The 23,273-nt window shown below is 63.4% G+C and carries 19 protein-coding genes; 11 read left to right on the plus strand and 8 right to left on the minus strand.

What is annotated here, in order from left to right; all coding sequences use genetic code 11:
- Positions 1–140: 140 nt before the first annotated feature.
- Positions 141–764, minus strand: coding sequence for a helix-turn-helix domain-containing protein (locus HNQ95_RS31555; protein ID WP_182576122.1), 624 nt, complete (start codon positions 762–764; stop codon positions 141–143).
- A 120-nt stretch (positions 765–884) separates the two neighbouring features.
- On the opposite strand from HNQ95_RS31555, the gene HNQ95_RS31560 reads away from it, so the two are divergent.
- The 3 genes from HNQ95_RS31560 to HNQ95_RS31570 all read left to right on the plus strand — a co-directional run bounded on the left by HNQ95_RS31560 (position 885) and on the right by HNQ95_RS31570 (position 4,842).
- Positions 885–2,033 (plus strand): NAD(P)/FAD-dependent oxidoreductase, encoded by a 1,149-nt coding sequence (locus HNQ95_RS31560; protein ID WP_182576121.1) that lies wholly within the window; start codon positions 885–887, stop codon positions 2,031–2,033.
- 79 nt (positions 2,034–2,112) lie between these two features.
- Entirely contained in the window at positions 2,113–3,711 is a 1,599-nt protein-coding gene (locus HNQ95_RS31565) for an ABC transporter substrate-binding protein (protein WP_067958742.1), read from the plus strand.
- 27 nt (positions 3,712–3,738) lie between these two features.
- A complete protein-coding gene (locus tag HNQ95_RS31570; RefSeq protein WP_182576120.1) occupies positions 3,739–4,842 on the plus strand; it encodes a serine hydrolase domain-containing protein in 1,104 nt (367 codons plus the stop codon).
- A 60-nt stretch (positions 4,843–4,902) separates the two neighbouring features.
- On the opposite strand, the gene HNQ95_RS31575 is transcribed toward HNQ95_RS31570, so the two are convergent.
- Positions 4,903–5,511 carry a DUF6969 family protein gene (locus HNQ95_RS31575; RefSeq protein ID WP_067966218.1) on the minus strand — a complete coding sequence of 203 codons (609 nt, stop codon included), beginning with the start codon at positions 5,509–5,511 and terminating at the stop codon, positions 4,903–4,905.
- 21 nt (positions 5,512–5,532) lie between these two features.
- Between HNQ95_RS31575 and HNQ95_RS31580 the strand changes: the two genes are divergently transcribed.
- Positions 5,533–5,871 (plus strand): hypothetical protein, encoded by a 339-nt coding sequence (locus HNQ95_RS31580; protein WP_083948500.1) that lies wholly within the window; start codon positions 5,533–5,535, stop codon positions 5,869–5,871.
- A 67-nt stretch (positions 5,872–5,938) separates the two neighbouring features.
- On the opposite strand, the gene HNQ95_RS31585 is transcribed toward HNQ95_RS31580, so the two are convergent.
- Positions 5,939–7,150, minus strand: a complete 1,212-nt coding sequence (locus HNQ95_RS31585; RefSeq protein WP_182576119.1) for a YeeE/YedE family protein — start codon at positions 7,148–7,150, stop codon at positions 5,939–5,941.
- A gap of 105 nt (positions 7,151–7,255) precedes the next feature.
- Positions 7,256–8,179 carry a sulfurtransferase gene (locus HNQ95_RS31590; RefSeq protein ID WP_182576118.1) on the minus strand — a complete coding sequence of 308 codons (924 nt, stop codon included), beginning with the start codon at positions 8,177–8,179 and terminating at the stop codon, positions 7,256–7,258.
- A 289-nt stretch (positions 8,180–8,468) separates the two neighbouring features.
- Here HNQ95_RS31590 and HNQ95_RS31595 point away from each other — a divergent pair, with 289 nt between their 5' ends.
- Complete coding sequence (locus HNQ95_RS31595; RefSeq protein ID WP_182576117.1) at positions 8,469–10,055, plus strand: ABC transporter substrate-binding protein; 1,587 nt, start codon at positions 8,469–8,471, stop codon at positions 10,053–10,055.
- A gap of 101 nt (positions 10,056–10,156) precedes the next feature.
- Here the strand turns inward: HNQ95_RS31595 and HNQ95_RS31600 are convergent, their stop codons facing one another.
- Entirely contained in the window at positions 10,157–10,666 is a 510-nt protein-coding gene (locus HNQ95_RS31600) for a hypothetical protein (protein ID WP_182585855.1), read from the minus strand.
- Positions 10,667–10,700: 34 nt separating this feature from the next.
- Positions 10,701–10,985, minus strand: a complete 285-nt coding sequence (locus tag HNQ95_RS31605) for a hypothetical protein (protein WP_182585856.1) — start codon at positions 10,983–10,985, stop codon at positions 10,701–10,703.
- Positions 10,986–11,047: 62 nt separating this feature from the next.
- Between HNQ95_RS31605 and HNQ95_RS31610 the strand changes: the two genes are divergently transcribed.
- Complete coding sequence (locus HNQ95_RS31610) at positions 11,048–11,605, plus strand: transglutaminase-like cysteine peptidase (RefSeq protein ID WP_067958727.1); 558 nt, start codon at positions 11,048–11,050, stop codon at positions 11,603–11,605.
- Positions 11,606–11,620: 15 nt separating this feature from the next.
- Here HNQ95_RS31610 and HNQ95_RS31615 read toward each other — a convergent pair whose 3' ends face one another.
- Positions 11,621–12,103 (minus strand): hypothetical protein, encoded by a 483-nt coding sequence (locus HNQ95_RS31615; protein ID WP_182576115.1) that lies wholly within the window; start codon positions 12,101–12,103, stop codon positions 11,621–11,623.
- Between the two features lie 7 nt (positions 12,104–12,110).
- Entirely contained in the window at positions 12,111–12,926 is an 816-nt protein-coding gene (locus HNQ95_RS31620; protein ID WP_067958720.1) for a helix-turn-helix transcriptional regulator, read from the minus strand.
- A 709-nt stretch (positions 12,927–13,635) separates the two neighbouring features.
- On the opposite strand from HNQ95_RS31620, the gene HNQ95_RS31625 reads away from it, so the two are divergent.
- The 5 genes from HNQ95_RS31625 (at position 13,636) to HNQ95_RS31645 (ending at position 23,144) form a co-directional block, all read left to right on the plus strand.
- The gene (locus tag HNQ95_RS31625) at positions 13,636–15,438 is read left to right on the plus strand and encodes a hypothetical protein (RefSeq protein WP_067966216.1); all 1,803 of its coding nucleotides are present in this window, start codon (positions 13,636–13,638) and stop codon (positions 15,436–15,438) included.
- 141 nt (positions 15,439–15,579) lie between these two features.
- Positions 15,580–17,631, plus strand: a complete 2,052-nt coding sequence (locus HNQ95_RS31630; RefSeq protein WP_154387572.1) for a type I secretion protein — start codon at positions 15,580–15,582, stop codon at positions 17,629–17,631.
- A gap of 603 nt (positions 17,632–18,234) precedes the next feature.
- Entirely contained in the window at positions 18,235–20,130 is a 1,896-nt protein-coding gene (locus HNQ95_RS31635) for a type I secretion system permease/ATPase (protein ID WP_376769284.1), read from the plus strand.
- Between the two features lie 12 nt (positions 20,131–20,142).
- Positions 20,143–21,486: an HlyD family type I secretion periplasmic adaptor subunit gene (locus HNQ95_RS31640; RefSeq protein ID WP_182576113.1), complete on the plus strand. Its 1,344-nt coding sequence runs from the start codon at positions 20,143–20,145 to the stop codon at positions 21,484–21,486.
- 35 nt (positions 21,487–21,521) lie between these two features.
- Positions 21,522–23,144 carry a GNAT family N-acetyltransferase gene (locus HNQ95_RS31645; protein WP_182576112.1) on the plus strand — a complete coding sequence of 541 codons (1,623 nt, stop codon included), beginning with the start codon at positions 21,522–21,524 and terminating at the stop codon, positions 23,142–23,144.
- Positions 23,145–23,273 lie beyond the last annotated feature (129 nt).

Genomic DNA, 23,273 nt, shown 5'->3' on the forward strand with positions numbered 1-23,273 from the left:
TCATTCGGGGAGCTCCACTGAAGGTTGGTTGGCTTCGCAACCCCAGCTTCTCAGTCCCTCCTCGAATGAACAACCTTCATAGCTTCGACACCTAAGCCACTCCAGGAACTGGCGCGTTTTGCAACTTCCAGCAAGACGCTCTAGGTGCCGACCTTCTCTTCCTCATTGAGGCCGATCAGGGTCTGCTCCATATCGGGCTCGTCGCCGGAACAGACGCACAGCATTTCCGCATCGCCCTCGCCGACCGAAAGGTAGGCGTGACCCATGGTGCTGTCGATATAGACGCTTTCGCCAGCCTTGAGCCGCACCGGCGCATATTGCTCGGTGTGGACCTCGATCTCGCCTTTCAGCACGATCAGGAACTCCTCGCCGGCATGGCTGGTCAGCGGGCCGAACTGCTCGAGTGTGCGCGCCCGCGCATCGGCCAGAATTGGCACCATGCGCTTTCGCACCAGATCGGTGGCGAGGTAATAATAGTCGTAGTTGCGCGTCAGCTGGCGCAGCGTCGTGCTCTTCGACGTGACCGACCGGCGCGTACGCGCCGCGGGCTGCTTTGAATCGCCACTCAACAGCTCGGTGACATGGATGCCGAGCCCGCCGCATATCTGCAGCAGCTTGTCGTAGGTCAGCGACATCTGGTCGTTCTCGACTTTTGACAACGTCGACACCGCGACGCCGGTGAGGTGGCTGACGTCCTGAAGCGTCCAGCCATGTTGCCGTCTCAGGTTGCGCAGGCAGTCGCCGAGATTCGGCTGTTCGGACATTGGCATCTCCATCACCTGACTATGTTAGCTAGTCCAACTCCTTCCTTGTCGCAAGATTCACCCATATTTTTCCTATCCGCTAATTATTGACCAGATCAGAAAATGATTTTACGAATGGCCATGCATTCCACGTCCCACACCCCCAGAGTTATCGTCATTGGCGGCGGCATTGCCGGCCTTTCGCTCGCAGCCGCAGTCCAGCAATGGGCCGAGGTGACGGTGATCGAACGCGAATCCCAGCTCGGCTACCACGCCAGCGGGCGCTCCGCTGCCCTGTTCACCGAAACCTACGGCAACACGCTGGTCCGCGCCCTGTCGGTGGCAAGCCGGCAGGCCATCATCGATGGCGGCTTCATCGAGCATGTGCGTGGCGCCCTGCATTTCGGCGGCCCCGACGACGACGATGCCATCGACAAGCTCGCTGCAGAGTACCAGGCACTGGTGCCATCAGTGCGGCGGCTGTCGCCTCGGGACGTTAGCGAGCTGGTGCCGCTGATCGCGCCGGAGCGGACCTGCGGTGCCGTCTACGAACCGGGTGCCGTCGACATCGACACCGGCAAGATGGTCCAGGCCCAGGCCTCTGCACTGAAGGTATCGGGCGGCAAGATCGTTACCGGCGCTGATGTGCTCGAAATCAAGCGCACGCCGGAAGGCTTCCGCGTCATCACGGCGTCGGGCATCCACGACGGCGACATCGTCGTCAACGCGGCAGGCGCCTGGGTCGACGTCATCGCCGGCCGTGCCGGCCTGTCCGGCCTCGGCTTCATGCCCAAGCGGCGCACCGCCTTCCTGTTCGACCCGCCCGCCGGCGTCGATGTGCGCAAATGGCCGCTCGTCGTCGACCTGCACGAGCGCTTCTATTTCAAGCCTGATGCAAGCCGCCTGATCGGCTCACTCGCCGACGAGGCCGACACAGAACCCTGCGACGCCTATCCCGAGGACATCGACGTCGCCACCGCCGCCTACAACATCGAGGAAGCGACCGGTCTCGATGTTGGCCGGCCGTCGACGCCCTGGGCCGGCTTGCGAACTTTTGCGCCAGACCGCACGCCGGTCGTCGGCTTCGACCCGCGCCTGCCCGGCTTCTTCTGGCTCGGCGGCCAGGGCGGCTACGGCTTCCAGGTGTCGTTGACATTGGCCCGTTTGGGATCTGCACTGATGCGCGGCGAGCCACTGCCTGATGATCTCGTCGAACTCGGCATAACCTATGGCGCGCTCGCGCCGGACCGTTTCGTGCAGGCGAACGGCATCCGTGCCGTGGGCACGTAGACCTCAGGCAGCAAGCATCTCGGCGCTGTGGGAGGAGAACCGCTGCGTGCCACAACCAACCATAAAGGGAGCGATAACAATGACTTCTTCTGGCATGTTTCTGCGTTCGGCGCTTGTCGCCTCGACCATGATGTTCGGCGGCCAGGCCTACGCCAAGACACTTGTCTATTGCTCGGAGGCCAGCCCCGAGACCTTCAACCCGATGCTGACGGTGGCGGACTCCACCATGGATGCGGCCGCCAAGACGATCTTCAACCGCCTCGTCGAATTCAAGCCGGGCACCACCGAAGTCGGACCTGCCCTGGCAGAGAAATGGGACGTCTCCGAAGACGGCAAGGTCTACACCTTCCATCTCCGCAAGGGCGTGAAGTTCCATTCCAACGACACCTTCACGCCATCGCGCGAGTTCAACGCCGACGACGTGCTCTACACCTTCGAACGCCAGCGCGACACCGCGAACCCCTATCACAAGCTGTCGAACGCATCTTACGAGTACTTCTTCGGCCTCGGCATGGGCTCGATGATCAAGAGCATCGAGAAGGTCGACGACTACACGGTGCGCTTCACCCTGACCGAAGCCAACGTCACCTTCCTCGCCGGGGTCGCGCTCGACTACCTCTCGATCCTGTCGCTCGAGCAGACCGAAAAGATGGTCGCCGCCGGTACGCCCGAAATCATCGACCAGCGCCCGGTTGGCACCGGCCCATTCATCCTGCAGGCCTACCAGCAGGACGCCCAGATCCGTTACGTCGCCAACAAGGACTACTGGAACGGCGCGCCCAAGATCGACACGCTGATTTTCGCCATCACGCCGGAGCCTGTGGTCCGCGTCACCCGCATCAAGGCCAATGAGTGCCAGGTCGCCGCCCCGCCGCCGGCCGCAGCACTTGCCGAGATCAAGGACAATCCCGAGATCGATATCCTCAGCCAGCCGGGCCAGAACATCGGCTCTGTCGGCTTCAACACCGAGCACAAGCCGCTCGGCGACGTGCGCGTGCGCACAGCGCTTGCCAAGGCGATCAACCGCCAGGCCATCGTCGAAGCGGTCTATCAGGGCGCCGGCAGCCTGGCCGGCAGCATGGTGCCGCCGATGCAACTGGGTGCGGTCACCGACGCCGCGATCGACTACGATCCGGAAGGTGCGAAGAAGCTGCTGCAGGAAGCAGGCCTCGACGCCGGCACCAATATCAAGCTTTGGGCCATGCCGGTGTCGCGCCCCTATAACCCCAATGCCCGCCGCATGGCCGAAATGATCCAGGCCGACTGGGCGGCTGTCGGCGTCAAGTCGGAGGTCGTCACCTTCGAGTGGGGCGAATACCTGACCCGGACCGGCAAGGGCGAGCACGACGCCTATCTGCTCGGCGGTTCGAGCGACAACGGTGATCCCGACAACATGCTGTCCTTCTCTTTTGCCTGCGACGGTGTGAAGGGTGGCTCGAACCGTTCGCGCTGGTGCAATCCCGAGTTCGACAAGCTGCTCGCTGCCGGCCGCGTCACATCAGATCCGGAGAAGCGCGCCGAGATCTACCGCGCCGCTCAGGCGATCCTGAAGGCAGAGGTGCCTGAAGCGCCGATCGCCCATTCGGTGGTCTCGATCCCGGTGCGCAAGAGCGTGCTCAACTATGTGATGGATCCGTTCGGCCGGCAGAATTTCGCCGCCGTCGACGTCGCCGAGTAAGGCAAGCAACGGAGAAAGCAGACAGTCATGCGCGAAGACCTGAACCGTCTGCTCGAAACCTACCGCGCCGAGGGCGCGGTAGGCGCCTCCCTCGCCTTCGCGCGTGGCGATGGCGAGGTCGTTGCCGTCACCGCGGGCGTATCGGACAAGCAGCTCAACCTGCCCGTCACACCGGACCAGCTGTTCAAGATCGGCAGTTGCACCAAGACCTTCGTCGCGGCGGCGCTGATGAAGCTCGCCGAGGACGGCAAGGTCGATCTCGGCGCGCCGATTTCAGCCTGGTTCCCCGACCTGCCGCGATCGGGCGAGGTGTCGGTGCGCCAGCTGATCAACCATCGCGGCGGCTTGCCGGAGTTCGAATACGACATCCCGATGGACCCGAGTCGGACCTGGACGCCGGCCCAACTGGTCGAGCTCGCCTTCAACGTCGGCGGCCAGACCGCACCCGGCGGCCCGGCGGTCTACAACAACACCGGCTATGTGTTGGCCGGCATGCTGATCGAAGCGGCATCCGGCCTGTCGCTCGGCGCCTATCTCCGCGAAAAGGTCCTCGGACCGCTCGACCTCGAGGACACATGGTCGCCGGCGACCGAAAGTTTTCCGTCCGGGCGCATCGTGCGCGGCTACTATCATCGTCCGAAGCCTGTGACAGGTGCCAGCGCGACGCTGGCCGACGGCGGCGAGATGTGGCGCATGGACGGCGTTCTGCCCTATTCCGACGATTTACAGGACTCCTCGGACAGCTTTCCCTTTTCCGGCGCCTATGGCTGCGGCGACATGGTGTCGACGCCGAGTGACATGGTGGTCTTCATGCGTGGGCTGTTTGACGGCAGCCTCCTGCCGGCACCGCTGTTCCGCGAAATGAGCGAGAACCGCGCAGAAGTCAGCTTTCCCGGAACCCGGATGCGCGAGACAGGTGCCGGCCTGTTCCAGAGCAGCTACGCCGACCGCCCGTTCTTCGGCCACCAAGGCAGCATTCCGGGCTACGTCGCCGTCATGCAGCACGAGCCCAGGTCCGGCCTGACGGTGGCCATGGCCTGCAATGCCGGCTCGGGCAACCGCCTGTCCTTCTATGCCAGCAGCATGCACCCCGTGTTCGACCAGGCCATCAGGATCATCCTGAGGGGATAGCGCACCGGCCCCGAAATCGGGACCGATTTCAGGAAAGCACGACGCGCAGTTCCAATGCGTTCAGACGCCCAGGCCGGCGGCCATCTGGCGAAGGTCAACGCCGAGTTCGGACGTCACCTCCAGCGCGCGGTCGTCGCGCGCTGGAGCGCCATTCGCCTGATGATGCGCGGCCAGTACGCGGTCGCGCTCGCGGATCAGCGCCCTGATCTCCTCGCCATAGAGCGCCAGCACGGCACTCAGCCAGCGATTGACCAGGTAGGACGGCCGGGCAAAATGTAGGTCGAAGCGCGGCAAGAGCGCGATCGTCGCCTCGGCTTCCAACCAGTTGTCGCCGACGACCCATTGGTTGACGGTGAACAGACGCAGCAGCCGGCCATAGGCGTCGACGCCGACCGCCACCACGTGGTGGATCGGCCCGTTGGCGCCTTCCGGCCTGACGAAGCAATGGAAATGACCGTGTTCGGCCTGCCCCTCCTGCGGCGGGTGGCTGTGGTAATACCACTGCGCACCCGTCTCAGCGTCGAACACGTCGCCTTGGGGAAAATGCTCCCAGGCGGCCACCGACTTGGCCTCGCGCAGCGTCTCGAGCAGCACGTTGCTGCTCGATTTCGCCAGCACCTGCTCGCAAAACAGCGCCTGTCGCGCCGCCTCCACTCTCACCTCGTCCATCCTTGGCCTCCGGGCCGCAGCTTGGCCTATTGCGGCTGGGCCGCGCAAGGCGAGGCAGCGGGAGCGGCAGCGCATGGAGATGCGGCAGGTGCGGGAGCTGCCGCGCAGGGCGAGGCAGCGCCGCAAGGGGCGACGGCCGCCGGAGCGGGTGCCGCCGAGCAAGGCGAAGCTGCTGAACATGGCGACGCTGCCGCGCATGGGGATGCTGCGGCACAAGGAGCGGCCGCGGCACAAGGCGATGCGGCCGAGCAGGGCGAAGCTGCGGCACAAGGCGAGCCTGCAGCGCACGGGTTACCGGCGGCGCAGGGCGTTGCCGGCGCGGCGGCAGCGGGTGCAGCCTTCGGCACGGCAAAGCGGTAATGGTCGACGGCGACGGCCGAGGTGGCGGCGAGGAAGGCCGTGCCGAACAGCAGAGTGTTGCGCGCGCTCATTTCTTGAACCCATCGAGACCGAAGAGCGGACGTAGAGCGACACCGCCGAGGCTGCCGACAAAGGCCGAGGCGAACCACAGCCAGCCATGCACACTGCCCGAGGCGATGCCGGAAAACAGCGCACCGACATTGCAGCCGAAGGACAGCCGCGCGCCATAGCCCATCAGCACGCCGCCGATGGCCGCCGCCAGGAACGAGGCGAAAGGCACATGCACCTTGGGCGCGAACTTGCCGGCGAGGCCTGCGGCCAGCGCGGCTCCCAAGATGATGCCGAAATTCATCACCGAGGTGATGTCGGCGAGCACGCTGGAGCCCAGCGCCTTGGCCGGCCCGGGCCAGGTCCAGAACGCCCAGGTCTCGACTGGCACGCCGACCGCCTGCGCCACCTTGGCGCCCCACAGGCCGAAGCCGAAGGTCACCGACCACGGATGGCCGGCAGTGACCAGCGTCGCGATGTTGAGCCCGGCGAGCAGAAGCCCTGCCCCGATCAGCGGCCACGGACCGTGCAGCAAGCGGCCCACGCCCTGGCGTGGCGCGGGTTTTGCCGTCTCGATGGCGCCATGGGCACGACGCTCGACCAGCACGGTGAGGCCGGCGACGGCCGCCAGGCCGACAAGTGTAACGATCACTCCGCCCGTCACGCCAAGTGTTTTGCCGAGACTGATCTCGGGCAGCGACGGCAGCGCCAGCCACCACGGCAGATGCGCCGTGCCGATGACTGCGCCGACGATGAAGAAGATCAGCGTCACCAGCATGCGCGAACTGCCGCCGCCGACGGTGAACAAAGTGCCCGAGCCGCAGCCGCCGCCGAGTTGCATGCCGAGACCGAACATCGCGGCACCCACCAGCACCGACACGCCGACCGGCGCGAAGGCGCCGACGAGCGCCTGGCCGTTGAAGCTGCCGAGCGACAAAAGCGGAATGAAGACGACCGCTGCCGCGGCGATCATCAGCATCTGGGCGCGGATGGCATTGCCACGCTGCTCGACGACGAAGCGGCGCCAGCCGCCAGTGAAGCCGAAGGAGGCGTGGTAGAGCGTCAGCCCAAGCAGGCCGCCGATCACAAACAGCACCGCCTGGCGCGTGTCGATCACCTGGCCGATGGCGAGCCCGCCGAGGATCAAGGCAAGCCCGACAAAGACGACAGGTCCCTTGTCGAGGTTGACGCCAGCGACAGGTGCCGGCGCGGTGGCATTTATCTCAGTCATTTCAGATCAGTCCGGGACATTCTGGAAGTGTAGGCGTGGCCGCTGCAAACGAAGATGTCCAGGATCGCTCCCGGACATCGTCATGTCGGCCCTGCCCTCTGGCGATCAGTTGCCGGGCTGCACGGGGCGTGCCGGATCGGCGGCCCATTCGGCCATCGAACCATCATACATCTTGGTGTTCTTGTTGCCCTCGACCTCGCTCAGGCCGAACCACACCACCGACGCCCAGTGGCCCGTGTTGCAGAAGGCGATGTTCTGCTCGTCCTTGGCCAGGCCAACGGACTGCGACAGGCTTCCAACCGCCTCCTTCGACGCAAAGGACGCCTTTTCCGCGTCATAGAGCTTGCTGTTTTCGAGATTCTTCGAGCCGGGAATGGTGCCGGCAACACGGACGACAGGGCTCTTCGCCTCGCCCTTGAACTGCGCGGCCGGGCGACCGTCGATCAGTTTGATGCCTTCGGCGCGTGCCTTTTCGACATCGGCGGTCGTGGCCAGAAGCTCCTTCTTCAGCTCGCCCGTGAAGGCGACCGCCGCGGGCTTGGCGACATCGGTTGCCAGTTCGCCGCCGGCGGCTTCCCAGGCGCGGGCGCCGCCATCGAGGATCGACACGGCGTCATGGCCGAGCACCTTGAAGGTCCAGTAGACGCGGGTGGCGCCGCCGAATTCCGAGGAGTCGGTGCCATTCGGTACGATGACGACATGGCTGTCATTGCTGACGCCAAGGTCGCCGATGGTTTTGGTGATGGTCTCGAGCGGCGGCAGCATCCCGGGAACGCCATTCACCTCGGCCCGCCAGCCGACCGTCGAATAGGGAGCGCTGACGGCACCGGGCACGTGGCCCTTGGCGTAGGGGTTGGCGCCATCCTTGGCGGCATCGCGCACGTCGATCACGACGAGGCTCTTGTTGCCGAGGTTGGACTTGAGCCAGGCGGTGTCGACAAGCGGCTTGTCGGTCAGGCGTTCGGCCTGCGCGCCGGTGGCAAAAGCCAACCCGGCAGTAACGACTGCAGCCAACAGAGAAAAGCGCATCGGACAACTCCAGGAGAAAACGATTCCAAAAACAGACGTTGAGAGCAACAGTAATCCGGAATCGCGACATGAACACGCCATCCGAGACCCAAAGCGGCGGGAATTTCGAAACAGAATACGCGAAACCTGGATAAAGTTGAAATACGATTCCATGCATCATGCCGCATGTTCATATGCGGGCAAAAGAATATAACCCCTTCACAAATCGGCCTATTACGACGACTTTCTGATCGACGCCGCCGAGCCGATGATTTGGGCCGCAGCAACGGCTCATGAGGGGACAAGAGGCATGCGTTTGTTCAAGGCGATGGTTGCGGCGATGTTGGGGATGGCGCTCGCCGTTTCGGTTGCGTTCGCCCATACGCCTGACGATACGCTTGTTGTCGCCGATGCCATCGACGACGTCGTGACCCTTGACCCGGGCGAGGTCGGCGAGGTCGGCGGCGTGCTGACCAGCAGTCAGATCTACCAGTCGCTGCTCACCTTCGACGTCGACGACCCGACCCGCATCAGGGGCCTGCTCGCCGAAAGCTGGGCGATTTCGCCCGACGGCAAGATCTTCACCTTCAAGATGAACCCGAAGGCGCGCTTTGCCTCGGGCAATCCGGTGACGGCGTGGGACGCCGAATTCTCACTGAGGCGGGTCATTCACCTCAAGTCGCGCTCGGCCTTCATCATCGGCCAGTTCGGCTTTTCGCCTGACAATGTCGACGACCGCATCAGGGCGCTGGACGACCAGACCCTGGTCATCACCCTTGCCGAAACCTATTCGCCGAGTTTCCTGTTCTACTGCCTGTCGTCCTACATGGGCGCAATCGTCGACAGCAAGATCGTCAAGGCGCAGGAAGTAAACGGCGACTATGGCAATGGCTGGCTGAAGGCACAAAACTCCGCAGGATCGGGGCCGTTTGCGCTCAGCAAATGGCAACCGAGGGTGTCGATCCTGCTGACCCGCAACGACAATTATTGGGGCGAGCCGGCCAAGGTCGAGCACGTGCTCATCCGCCATGTCGCCGAAAGCTCGGCCCAGCGCTGGCTGCTCGAAACCGACGAGATCGACATCGCCAACCGGCTCGGGCCCAACGATTTCGACACGCTCACCAACAACCCGAAGCTGTCCATCGTCCATGGTCGCTCGGGCAACATTTACTACATGGGCCTGAACGTCAGGAACCAGTATCTCGCCAATCCCAAGGTGGTCGAGGCGATGAAGTACCTCGTCGACTACCAGGGCATCGTCGACACCATTTCACGCGGCACCATGGAAGTGCACCAGACGCTGGTGCCCAACGGCTTCCTCGGCGCCATCGCCTATACGCCTTTCAGCTTCAACGTCGAAAAGGCGAAGGCGGTGCTGGCCGAAGGCGGGGTCAGCGGCGAGTTCTCGCTCGACATGGTGGTGTGGGACACCCAACCCTTCACCGATTTCGCCAAGGCAATCCAGGCCACCATGGCGCAGGCGGGCGTCCATATCAATCTGCAGGTGATCGGCGGCCGCGAATGGCTCGAGCGCTACCGCAACCACGACCTCGACATCTGGCTTGGGCTATGGGGGCCTGACTATCCCGACCCGCACTCCAACGCCAAGGCCTTCGCCGTCAACAAACAGGATGCTCCCGACGGCTCCGACAGCCTGGCCGACCGCTTCGGCTGGAACGCCGGCCGGCTTTCGCCCGATGCCATGGCTGCGGTGCGCGAGCAGGACACGGCCAAGCGCAAGGCCATGTATGAGGCGATCCAGAAGGTGCATACGGACACCTCCCCCTTCATCATGATGTTCCAGGAAGTGCGCAAGGTCGGCGTCAGCGCGCGGGTCAAGGGCCTGATGATGGGCACGACCTTTGCCGACGACCGCTATTGGGCGGTATCCAAATAAACGGCCCCAGCCGGGGCTATATCCGCTGCATCCAACAATAAACCGGGCGGCTGTCGCCGCCCGGGATCTCCAGCATGTTGCCCGATCAGGTTCGGTCAGGCTCAGCCACCGGCGCCGCCACCCGAGCCGCCGCCGGCTCCACCGGCACCGCCACCCGAGCCGCCACCGGCTCCACCGGCACCGCCGCCCGAGCCGCCACCGGCTCCACCGGCACCGCCGCCCGAGCCGCCACCGGCTCCACCGGCACCGCCGCCACCAGTATCGCCATCTTCGCTGCCGCCGCCACCGCCGCCGCCACCGCCGCCGCCGCCGCCACCGCCGCCGCCACCGCCGCCACCGCCGCCGCCGCCGCCGCCGCCACCGCCGCCGCCGCCACCGCCGCCGCCGCCACCGCCGCCGCCGCCGCCACCGCCGCCGCCATCGCCGTCGCCGTCGCCGTCGCCATCACCGTCGCCGTCGCCATCACCACCGCCGTCGCCGTCGCCATCACCACCGCCGTCACCGTCGCTTCCGGTGCCGCCGTCATCGCCGTCATTCTCGCTACCGGCCAATACGGCCGCGATCAGCGACGTGGTCAGTGGTGGGCATTGCGCCAGTTCGTCAGCCGACATGATGCTGCTGCGATTGAGCGCGATGCAGCACATTTCATAATTGCTTTGGGAAAGTGGCTGGCATTGCGCGGCCGTCATGCGTGGCCGGATGTTGCTCTGGGCTGATGCGGGGAAAACAAAACTGACCGCCGCAAGAGCCGAGGAAACCAGCAGAATCGTGTGAATCCTGCGCACGCAGGTTGGGTACGTCGTCATTTCTTCCTCCTGAGGGAAAAAACGCGCCCGTCCCCAAACTGGCGCTATGATCACGCGTTCCGATCATCGGAAACACTTTGTTAAGCATACAACCTTTTGAAATCGGTGCAAAGGCCGCCAGCATGGGTTGATTTATCTAGCTCTAATATGCTGTCTGCTAGTACCCGTTGAGAGGGGGAACAGCACATGTACAAGTTCGCGGCGCTTGTTGCGATCGCCTTGCTTACGGCTGGCTGCAGCCAGTCTGTCACCTCCGGATCAAGCATGAGTACGGTCGGCTATGCCTTTGCCCCGCCGGCGGCAAATACCTTTTGCACTAGACAACCCGGACTATGCAGCACCGCCGGCAAGACCAAGGTGATGGCGCTGACGGAGGCGCGCATGAACGACCTCAAGCGGGTCAATGTCTCGGTCAACCAGCGCATCCGGCAGCGCGAGGACATCGCCACGACAGGACGTGACGACGACTGGCGGCTGCCGACATCGGTGGGCGACTGCGAGGACATCGCCATTCTCAAGAAGAACGAGCTGCGCAAGCTCGGCTGGCCGGCATCCACGCTTCTGTTGACCGTCGCCACCTATGGCGGCACCGGACACACGGTGCTGACGGTCCGCACCGACAGCGGCGACCTCATCCTGGACAACCGCACCGGCGCCATCAGGAACTGGAAAAGCACGCCCTACCGCTACTTTGCGCGGCAGTCGCAGTCGGAAAGCGGAAGGTGGACGCGGATCGGCGTTTGAGGATGCCCAGCCCGCTCAGTGCGGGAATTGATTTTCCTCGACGATCTTCCAGATCTGCCGGTTGATGTCCCTGATCGCCTCGATCGAGGCCGAGATGCGATGCATCTCGTTGTCGTCCAGCTCCTCGTTCTTGCCGTAGCGGACGCTGTCCTTGCTGTCGAAGATGCGCATCAGCTGGGTGCTGGCGCGAGTGCCGGTCTCGTCGAACGAGTAGATGCAGTGGCTGTACTTGTTGCGCAGCTTGCCCTGGTGGGTCAGTTGGTCGGCCACCGACAGCACGGCGTCGCGGCAGACCTGCGGTGTCTTCGCCATCTTTGCGAGGCGCTCGACAAGATCAAGGCGCGCACGCGTCGTATTAAGAGTGAGGAAGATGATGATCGCCGTTTCCTTGTCGACCTTGGCAAGACCGGCGATCAGATAGATGAGCAGGCTTTCGGTGTTGGTCCAGGTGTAGTTCAACTGGCCAACGGTAAGCAGCACGTCCTGGAAACGCGGCATCGCGCGCTCATGACAAGGTATGCTGAGCGTGCGGCACGACGCCGTCGCTGCTGACGCGACGATCGCCGACGCTGTCGCGCCGCTTGTGATAGACCGCCGCCGCCTCGGTGCGATTGTGCGCGCCAAGCTTGGTGATGATGTTGTGCAGGTGGATCTTCACCGTATGCTCGGACAGCCCGAGCGCCGCGGCGATCAGCTTGTTCTGCAGGCCGCGTGCAACCATCGCCAGGATCTGCAGCTCGCGCTCCGTGAGTTCGTCGAAATCGTCGGTTTCGCCGTCCTGCGCGACGGGCGCCTTCGGTGACGGGGCTTCAAGATTGGCGATCGGTCCGAGCACTCCGGCGCGGCGTCGTTCGACGATCGGCTCGAACAAGGACAGCGGGAAATACTCGCCGCCGCGCAACACCAGGCGCACCACCGACAGCCAGACGTCAAGCTTCAGGTTCATCGGCAGAACACCACGAACGTTCCGCGCGGTGACGACATCACGGATCGAAACCTCCTGCCTGCCGTCTTCCTGGATCAGCATGACCTGTGCCGAGGGGTGCAGAAGCGCCAGCCGTTCGGACTGGGCCGCGACCTGCGGCAGTTGCTTGGCTTCGACCAGGATCAGCGAAACCGGAGCCTCGAAGCCGACGCACGCATCGGCAAGCGTCGGCACCTGCTCGACAGTGATCCAGTGAAATTCGCGTTCGATTGCGAAAATCAGGCTCTCCGACACGAAATCGGCCGGAGCGACGATCAGCAACGTCTTGCAGGTCTTCTGTGCGGAGCCATCTGCTCCGTTAGCGCGGCGTGCGCTGGGAATAGCCACTCGGTACATGAGGTCTCCCACCCAATGTTCACAAAGCTATTTCTTCCCCCATTGCCGCCTAAGGGGAGCATTAGTTAATAGCATATACGTCTTGTTAACGGTTCGGTATATCCAAGATGAGCTATCGAGGGCGCTGATGTAGCCCATCCGGTCAATTGGACCGCCGCGCGAGCTAGCCCTTCGGCCTAAGCTGACCTGCCCGATCGAGCGATCAACGCTGCGTTTTTTCATCCGCAACAAGCAGCCGGAACTTGGCCGTTTCCCAGATCGACGACACGTAATTGTACAGTGATTGCAATAGCTCAATATTTCCCGCCGATTCTCGGCTGCAATAGCTAGATCGCTATCGCGAGTTCTTGGGCCGCCCGCCCAAACAGCCTAGCGCGAACTGTCAGCTTACAATTTCGGGGTCACGGCCACAGACTTTGTTGGTTCAAGCAACATGGGCGTGGGTGCTTGAGAATCCGCAATAAGTCGCGATTTGGGCCAGCTGTAGCGGCCTTGCGTTCACGACATTGTGAGAATCCAAGTCTCCCACCCCCGCCAGCAAGGGGAGGGCTTCCACCGACCAGAATGAGTTCAGGGTACCCGGCTATCAGTCCCCTCAGCCTGGCGACCCTTCGTTTCTCCATCGAAAACTCAACCGTCCGCGTGAACCCGAGACCGTGTTAGAGATGAAAACGGTCAAGTGATCGCGGTCCCAACCGAGGACAAGACGATGTCTGATCGTAACAGCAACAATCTCAATGCGTTTGGCCTGCAATTCATCGGCAACGAGATCGAATTGGGCGGCGACAGCGAGAACGAAAACAAGAACGAAAACGAGAACAAGAACGAAAACAAGTCTGAGAACGAGAACGAGAACAAGTCCGAGAACGAGAACGAAAACAAGTCCGAGAACGAGAACAAGAACGAGTCCGAAAACAAGAACGAGAACGAGAACAAGTCCGAGAACGAAAACGAGAACAAGAACGAATCCAAGAACGAGAACGAAAACAAGAACGAGAACAAGACCGAGACCAAGGTCGACGTCGACGTCGACGTTGATGTCGAGCTCGAAGGCCGTCTCGGCGACTACAAGGAAGACAACGACTTCGCCGACATCCATGCCGGCGGCGACATCAAGGGCGACGTGCTCTTCAGCAAGGACGGCGACGTCAATTACGATCCGGGCGACGACATCAGCTTCAAGGACGTGCTGACCGGCGCGATGGGCGCCAACAGCAACGCATTCGTCATCACCCAGACCGCCGACATGGTCGACAACGACAAGCTTGAAGAAGCGACCGTCAAGAACGACGGCTACTTCAAGCAAGACTTCGACGCCAAGGGCGGCCACGCATCCGCTGAAGAAGGCATCAATGCCGACGGCGGCGGCGGCGGCGGCGGCGATGCCAAGGGCGGCGAAGCCGACGGCGGCGACGGTGGCAACGCCAAGGGCGGCGAAGCCGACGGCGGCAAGGGCGAAGGTGGCCTGGCACTGAGCGCGGCCTTGGGCGGCGACGCCAAGGGTGACACCAAGGCTGACAGCGGCGACAGTAAGGGTGGCAGCGCCGACACCGACGCTGACGGCGGCAAGGGCGACGGCGGCAGGGGCGGCGATGGTGGTACCGGCCTCGGTCTCGGCCTCGGTCTCGGCCTGGGTGCCGGACTTGGAGTTGGCGCGAGCGAAGCTGACTCGGGCGATGCCAAGGGTGACGGCGGCAACGCCAAGGCCGACAGCGGCGACGCCAATGCCGATTCCGGCAAGGCTGACGCCGGCAATGGCGGCGACAGCGGCGACACCGAAGGCGGCGATGCAAAGGGCGACGCTGGCGACGGCATCGACGCATTCGTACCGATCATCCCCGTGCTGAACTTCGGTGAAGGCGGCGACGCCAAGGGCGACGGCGGCAACGCCAAGTCCGACACCGGCCGCGGCGGCGACGCCGATTCCGGCAAGGCAGACGCCGACAGCGGCGACGCCAACGCCAATGGCGGCGATGCCAAGGGCGATACCGGCGATGCACTCAGCGCAGGCTTCGGTGCCGGCTTCGGCGCAGGCTATGGCGAAGGCTCCGGTGAAGGCAATGGCGGCGGCGGTGGCGGTGGCGGCGCAGGTACCGGTGGTTCGGCGACCGCAGGCGCAGCAACGGGCGGCGCAAGCACGTCCGGCGGCGCATGGGCCTATGGCGACGGCGACGGCGGCAACGCGCTGAGCGGTGCCTGGGCTGACGGCACTGGCGGCAATGCTACGGGCGGCGCAGCCTGGGCTGGCGGCGGCGGCGGCGGCGGCACGGTCGGCGCAGCTACGGGTGGAGCCGGTGGCGCAGGTGGCGCAGGCGGCAGCTGGGGATCGGGCAACAGCGACGACGGCTATGTCACTGGTGAAAGCTTCGCCAGCGCCGACGCCATCATCGACACCAGCGCCTTCAACCAGCAGATTGTGATGGGTGCCAATCTGCAAGGCAATACGGTCGACATGACCGTTGTCGGCGGCAACTTCACCGAGACGCTGACTGGCGAAGACGACAACGCCTGATCGCCCGGCGCCGGTCGGATGATTTGCGACCAACAGCCAAACGAAACGGACTGCGCGGAGTTTTCCGCGCAGTCCTCAAACGTGACCGGCGGCGGCGCCTAGGCGCTGCTGTTCCGTTCGCAAAGGGCGGAGGCTAGGCAGATGAATTCCGTTTATTTAGACAAGGTCTCTGAAGCGATTGCCCATTTCGTCGGGTTGTTCGAGACAAACGTCGAGGAAGCGCGACAGAAGCAGGCCTATGACGGGTTCAGGGCGAACCAACAGGCCCAACAGGAGCTTCCGGACCCTCAGACCGTCGCCATCAAAGTCGATGCCTCCCATACCCTCAAGGATTTTGATCCGAATGTGCCGTATCTGGCGATGCGGCCCGAGATCGAGCAGGTCACCGTCTGGTCGAAGGTTGCCTTCACTCCTCCGGACATAGAGATACCCGACGGACCGTTCCTTCACAATTTCACCCGCCTTCCCGATGGCACCACGGTCGGATCGGGCGGTGTCGTCCTGCCTCAGATTGAGCCGCCCGGCGATTTGGCCGCTATCGTCAACCAGGAAATCCGGCTGTCCGACGACGATTATGTCGGCTTTGGCGGCAGCGGGTTGAAATTCACCCCGGCGGCACTGGACAACAGTTCGCTCGACGAGTTGCAGCAGGCCGCGGCCGACCTGTCGCCGATCGACGACCTGACGCTTCCAGGCACGACCGAAGAGATGGCCACCTTCGTGACGACCGCCCAGGCGCGGCTCACCGGATTCAGTGGCGATGGCCATGGCAATGCGGAGGTCTTCACCACGAAGGGCGAAGCACTCGAAGGCACCTACTTCAATGGCCAGCTTGTCGACGAAGCCGACGTCCCGGACATGGAGGACTACGTCAACTTCCTCAAGGACGACGACGACGACGACGAAGAGGATGCAGGCGGCCCCGACGGCCCGCTCGACATCGACACGCCTCCGGACTCCGGCGACTTCATGGACGGCTGGGGCGACGGCACGGTGAACCCGAGCGTCGAGATCACCACCGGCGGCAACACCGTCATCAACAATGCTGTCGTGGTCAACGAATGGGTCTCGGCAGAGGTCATGGCCGTGATTGGCGACCATTACTCGCTGAACGCCATCGTGCAGATCAACGGCACATGCGATGCCGACAGCGTCGGCTCGGCGATCGGCGGCTGGCCGTTTGATCCAGGTGGCGAGAACGAGAGCTTCAACATCGCGATGTTCAAGCACATCGATCCTTCGGCAGGAGAAACCGACGCGACTCCCGACGCCCCGCCCAGCTTCCCCGCTTACTACGTGGTCACCGAAATTTCGGGCGACCTGCTGATGATGAACTGGATCGAGCAATACGCGTTCGTCATGGACAATGACATTGTCATCGCTTCCTCGTCCGGTGTGCAGTCGGTCGTTTCGACCGGCGACAACACCGCCTTCAATGGCCTCAGCCTGTACGAACTCGGCAGCTACTACGACCTCATCATAGTTGGTGGCAACGTCTACGACGCCAGCATCATCCATCAGCTCAACCTGCTGATCGACAACGACATGATCGGTGCCGTCGACGGCTTCGAGACGACTGGCGAAGGCTCCGCCTCGACGGGCGGAAACCTGCTGTGGAACCAGGCGAGCATCGTCAATGTCGGTGCAGGCACCTGCGAGCCGCTGCCGGATGGCTATGACACCGCCTCGGCTGATCTCGCTGCCGGCAACAAGGAACTGCCGACGTCCATTCTTCAGGACGCCGCCTTCGCAGGCATCGGCGTGCTGCGCGTACTCTACATCTCGGGCGACATATACAATCTGCAATACATCAAGCAGACGACCGTGGTGGGCGACAGCGACCAGGTAGCGCTTGCCATGAACGAGATGGTCGCCAATCCTGACGCGGATTGGACGATCGCCACCGGCGGCAACCAGTTGGTCAACGACGCCACGATCGTCGACGTCGACGGCTACTCCAAGATCTATGTCGGCGGCGACAGCTACTCCGATGAGATCCTAATCCAGGCCAACCTCGTGTCGAGCGAGCCGGATCTGGGAGGGCAGGACCCGGACACACTTGTCAGTGAAGCTGTGGCTTTCCTCGATGACAGCAATGGCGACGACACCGGCGACGCTTCCCAAGGCACCAACATCGCACCGCAAGCCGCAGATTCCGGATCGGCCGACGTCATGCAGCACATGCTGGGCTGAGCCGAATGAGAGGGGCGCAAGATGACTGACGACCGTGAAAGCTGGAGTGGTTTTCATAATTTGCCTGATGAAGGCGACAACCAGGACTGTTCGCCGGCACCTCCGCGGACATCGGAGCCCAAGCCCTTGCCGCAGGCTCGGCTGTCGAGTGCAATAGCTCCCCAGGAGCAGGCGCTCGACAGGCTGGAACGCTACATCGACAACGTGGTGGGCGAGTTGCGCGACGCTGCCGGCGACAAGCCGACCGCTCAGGCAGAACGCAAGTCACCGGAAACCTCGACCCCTGCGCCGCAGGCTGTACGGGCGGGCCCGCATCAACCACCCCAGAGGCCATCAGAGCCCTCGATCATACCTCCGGAGCGGAGCGCTACGGCTCAACGCCCCCCAGCGTCTGCCCCCGCCGAAACAGCGCCCGGCACGCCGCCGCATCAGGCTCAGCGTGCGGCTCCGGAGGAACCCATTGCCGCGCCCCAGCCCCAGGCAGTTGCTCCTCAGGCCAGGCCTGAATCCAAAGAGGCGCCGCAACCGGCAACCACGGCAGCATCGGCTCCCCCTCGCCCCGACATGCGGGTAAGTGAGCCGCAGGGACCGGCAAAGACTGAAATGAAAGATACGTCGATGCCGGTTGGCAAGGTGATCGACGCCGACAACGGCCCGATCAAGCCGAAGGAAAAACTGCCTGAAGCCAAAGGCCCAAGCGGCGGCGACATCGACAGCGGTGGTAGCGGCGGTGGTGGCGGCGGCGGCGGTGGCAGTGGCGGCGTCTTCCACAAGCGCCTTGGCCCGATCGACTTCTCCGCCTCGCTGAAGATCGGCCTCAACGTCGTCAAGCGCAACCTGTTGATCGTCATGTTGTTCACTCTGGCCAGCAACGTGCTCGTGCTCGCAATCCCGCTCTATCTGTTCCAGATCTCCGATCGCGTGCTGACCAGCCGCTCCGTTGACACTCTGGTCATGCTGACGATCGTGATCGTCGGCGCCGTGATCCTTCAGGCGATGTTCGACGCGATCCGTCGTTTCATCCTGATGCGGACCGCCGTCGAGGTGGCTGCGCAACTCGGCGCACCGATCCTGAGTGCCGCGGCGCGCGCCGCGCTGCACAGCAACGGCCGCGAATACCAGACGCTCAGCGACCTCGGACAACTGCGCTCATTCCTCGTTTCGGGCACCTTGCTGTCCCTGCTGGATGCCCCGCTTGCCCCATTGTTCGTGCTTGCCGTGTTTCTTGTGCATCCGCATCTCGGCTTCATCGTCGTCACATCGGCGTTGCTGCTGCTCGTGATCACCATCATCAACCAGCGCTCGACGGCTGCCTCCTTCAGCGAAGCCAATTCGTTCCAGAGCAAGGCCAACCTGCATCTCGACTCGATGTCGCGGAATTCGCAGATCATCAACGCGCTCGCCATGATCCCGGAAGCCGTGCGCATCTGGGGCAAGGACACGGCCGGCTCGCTCAGGGCGCAAGTCCTCGCACAGGACCGCAACATCGCCTTCGCCGCAACATCCAAGGCAGTGCGGTTGCTGACGCAAGTCGCAATGCTAGGCTGGGGTGCGCATCTCGCCCTGGATGGCCATCTCAGCGGCGGCATGGTCATCGCCGCGTCGATCATCGCCGGCCGCGCTCTCGGCCCTATCGAGGGTGCCATCGAAGGCTGGAACCAGGTCGTACAATCGCGCGCCGCCTATGGCCGCATCGCCAGCCTGCTGCAAAGCTCGCCGCTCAATTTCGAACGGCTGAACCTGCCGCGGCCGGAAGGCCGCCTCGACGTCGAACGCCTGCTGTTCGTGCCCCAGGGCACCAAGCGGGTCGTGCTCAACGGCATCACCTTTGCCCTGGCCCCGGGCGACTCCCTTGCGATCATCGGCAATTCGGGCGCAGGCAAGACCACGCTCGGCAAGATGCTTGTCGGCTCGATCCTGCCGACTTCGGGTAATGTGCGCCTCGACCTGATGGACCTGCGCAACTGGGACCAGCGCCAATTCGGCGAGAACATCGGCTATCTGCCGCAGGACGTTCAGCTGTTCCCTGCCACGATCAAGGCCAACATTGCCCGCATGCGCGAGGATGCCAGCGACGCCGATATCTACCAGGCGGCCATGCTCGCCGACGTGCATGAGATGATCGCCACCTTGCCGCATGGCTACGAGACCTTCGTCGCAGCCGACGGCGCACCGCTTTCCGGCGGCCAGAAGCAGCGTATCGCGCTCGCCCGCGCCTTCTTCGGCAACCCGCGCATGGTCGTGCTGGACGAGCCAAACTCGAACCTCGACGCCGCCGGCGACGTGGCACTTGCCCGTGCACTGCAGCACGCCAAGGACAACAAGATCACCGTCATCACCATCACGCAGCGTCCGGCACTTCTGCAGAGCGTCGACAAGATTCTGTTGCTGGTCAACGGCACGGTGGCCCTGTTCGGCAAGCGACAGGACGTGCTCCAGGCACTTGCCCAGCGCGGGTTGAGCATCGAGGGCGGCTCGTTCGGCCATCAGATTCCGTAAGGGGACAAAGTCATGAGCGATACGGCAATCGTCAAGGTCCATGACCTCGAATGGTACGCCGACGTACCGCGCTCGATCGGCAAGCAGACAAAGATCGGCCTCCTGCTCATAGCGCTCACTTTTGGCGGCTTCGGCACCTGGGCTCTCACGGCTCCGCTCGCTGCCGCCATCATCGCCCAGGGTTCGTTCGTCGCCGCCGGCCAGAACAAGATCGTGCAGCATCTGGAAGGCGGCATCATCAAGGAACTGCTGGTTAGCGAAGGTGACGTCGTCACCTACGACCAGCCTCTCGTCCGCCTCGATGAAACAGCAGCCGAAGCCAGCGAGCGTCAGCTCTTCCTGCGTCAGGTTCGCCTCGATGCCATCGCCGCGCGGCTGAATGCCGAGATCAGTGGAGCGGTGAACATCTCGTTTCCAAAGAGCGTCACCGACAACCTCGATGACCCCGAGATCAAGCCGATCGTAGACGGTCAGCAACTGACCTTTGACGCCGCACGCAGCAAGTTGCAAAGCGAGATCGGCCTGCTGAAGCAGAACATTGCCGCCTATGTCTATCGATCGGGCGGCTACGACGAACAACTGGCTGCCGTGCGTCGACAATTGACGCTCATGCAGGAAGAATATGCAGGCAAGAAGAAGTTGCTCGACAAGGGTCTGCTCCGGGCTACCGAAATCAAGGCGATCCAGCGCGCCATGGCCGATGCCGAGGGGCAGATCGGCCGCCTTGCCGCTCAGGTTTCCGAGATCGGCGCCGAGGTCATCAAGCTCGACCAGCAAATCAAACAGGCAGAAGAAGCCTACAAGCAGGCTGCACTCGAGCAGTTGCAGAACCTGGAGGGTGACCTCGATACGATCCGCGAGCAGCTTCGCCAGGCGAAGAGCATCCTCAGCCGCGTGACGATCAACGCCCCGGTCGCCGGCACCATCGTGCGCATGTATTACCACACATCAGGCGGCGTCATCGAAAGCGGCAAGCCGATCGTCGAGATCCTGCCGTCGGACGTGCCGCTCGTCATCGAGACGCTGATCTCCCGTACCGACATTGACAGTGTCCGTGTCGGCCAGAAGGCAACGGTACAGCTTACCGCGCTTAACCGGCGCACCACGCCGGTGCTCGAAGGCGAGGTGATCTACGTCTCCGCCGACGCGCTGCCGGACACGTCGGGTCCCGTCGCACGCGAAGTCTATGTCGCTCGCGTCAGCCTGTCGGCGGACCAGATCTCGCGCGTCCATGGCTTCTCGCCGACGCCCGGCATGCCCGCCGAGGTGCTGGTCCAGACCGAGGAGCGGACATTCTTCCGGTATCTGACCAAGCCTATTGCCGACAGCATGTCGCGCGCCTTCATGGAACGTTGAGCAAAGGGGAAACCATGTCATCGAGGGGGACAGAGATGCAAGTCGACGTTATTACCGATGTTGAAACGCTGGCCAAGCTGCGGCAGGACTGGGAGCGCCTGTACAAGGCCGATCCGGAGGCGCAGTTCTTCGTCTCCTGGGCCTGGCTGGTGCCCTACATGCGTTTCTACAAGGGCGCCTGGTTCGTGCTTGCCGCTCGCCTCGGCAACCCGGGATCGCCCTATGTCGCGCTCATGCCGTTGCGTATGCGCACCCGCATGAGCGGCAAGACCGGACTATTCTTCAACGAGATCAGCATGGCCGGCAACAATGCCGCCGACTACACCGGCGCCATCTGTGATCCCGTCCATGCCGAAATGGCGTTGAAGGCCTTCGGCCGCCACGTTGCCCAGATGGGCTGGGCGCGGCTCAATCTCGAAAACCTGCGCATGTCGCGCGAGCGCGTCTTTGCCTTCATCGGCCAGTTCTCGCGCGACATCTTTGCCATGCGCGAGTTCAGCCGCGTCAATGCCGCCGACAATGTCGACAACTGCCGCTGCTTCGCGGCCGCCTTGCCCGACACATTCGACGGCTATCTCGACAATGTGCTCAGCACCAACACCAGGCAGAAGCTGCGGCGCTTCCTGCGCAAGGTCGATGCGGGGGAATTGCGCATCACCCGCGCCGATGCCGACACCTATGAGCGCGACATCGACACGCTGCTCGACCTTTGGCGGATAAAATGGGGCGCCCGCAAGGGCGACCGGCTCGCCGCCATCCTGCACAACAATCGCCGCGTGCTACGGGACAGTTTCCGAAACGGCACGCTTTACCTGCCGGTCCTGTGGCAGGGCGACCGGCCGCTGGGTGGGCTTGCCATCTTCGTCGATCCGGTCAAGAAGGCGTTGCTGTTTTTCATGGCCGGCCGAGACGAGGCCGTCACCTCCATCCCTACCGGCCTGATACTGCACGGCCACTGCATCAAGCTGGCGATCGAGAACGGCCTCACCACCTATGATTTCTTGCGCGGCGACGAGCCCTACAAATTCGCCTTCGGTGTGACCGAGAGCAAGATCAACTGCGCCCAGATCTACACAAAGAGCGGACGCAACAACGGTGATCGCCTCGATACCCGGTCGCTCAACGGCATCTTCGCCGAGGTCACGCGTTTGCATCAGCAGGGGCAGCTGGAACGGGCGGAAAACGGATACCGCCAGATCCTCGCCACCGACGCCACTTATTCCCGCGCGCTCTACGGCATCGGCCAGCTTTTGTCGGCCAAGGGCGAACACCGCGAGGCGCTGGTCCACTACCAGACGCTCGCCAATTCGGTGCCGACATCGGCCAAGGCCTGGCTCAGGCTTGGCATGGAGCTGCAGGCGCTGTCCCGGCACATCGAAGCGGCGGAAGCCTTCCGCAAGGTGCTGTCGCTCTCACCCGATTTCGCCGGCGCCGAATTCTCGCTCGCCAAGAGCCTCGCAGCACTCGACCGCATCGAGAACGCCATCGAAACGTTGGAAGCATTGGAGCACAAGCTTGAAGCCGCCTCGCGCGACGACACGCTGCTGGCCAAGACCAGGATCATGCTCAAGCGGCTGAAACTTGAAAGCCGGCCGAGCTACATCATGCTCAATCCGGATCGGAAGTCGGTGACGCGCGTTCTGAGTACGGCGCTTTAGACGCCGATATGCGAACCGCCTTCCGGAGCGGGCAGGCCTAGGTGTCGTTTCCAAGAAGGTTGTTCAGTCTTTGGAACGGGCTGATGCCTCCAAGGGCCGAGTGTGGGCGTGCCAGGTTGTAGTTGGCTG

This window comes from Aminobacter ciceronei (assembly GCF_014138625.1).
Classification (GTDB): domain Bacteria; phylum Pseudomonadota; class Alphaproteobacteria; order Rhizobiales; family Rhizobiaceae; genus Aminobacter; species Aminobacter ciceronei.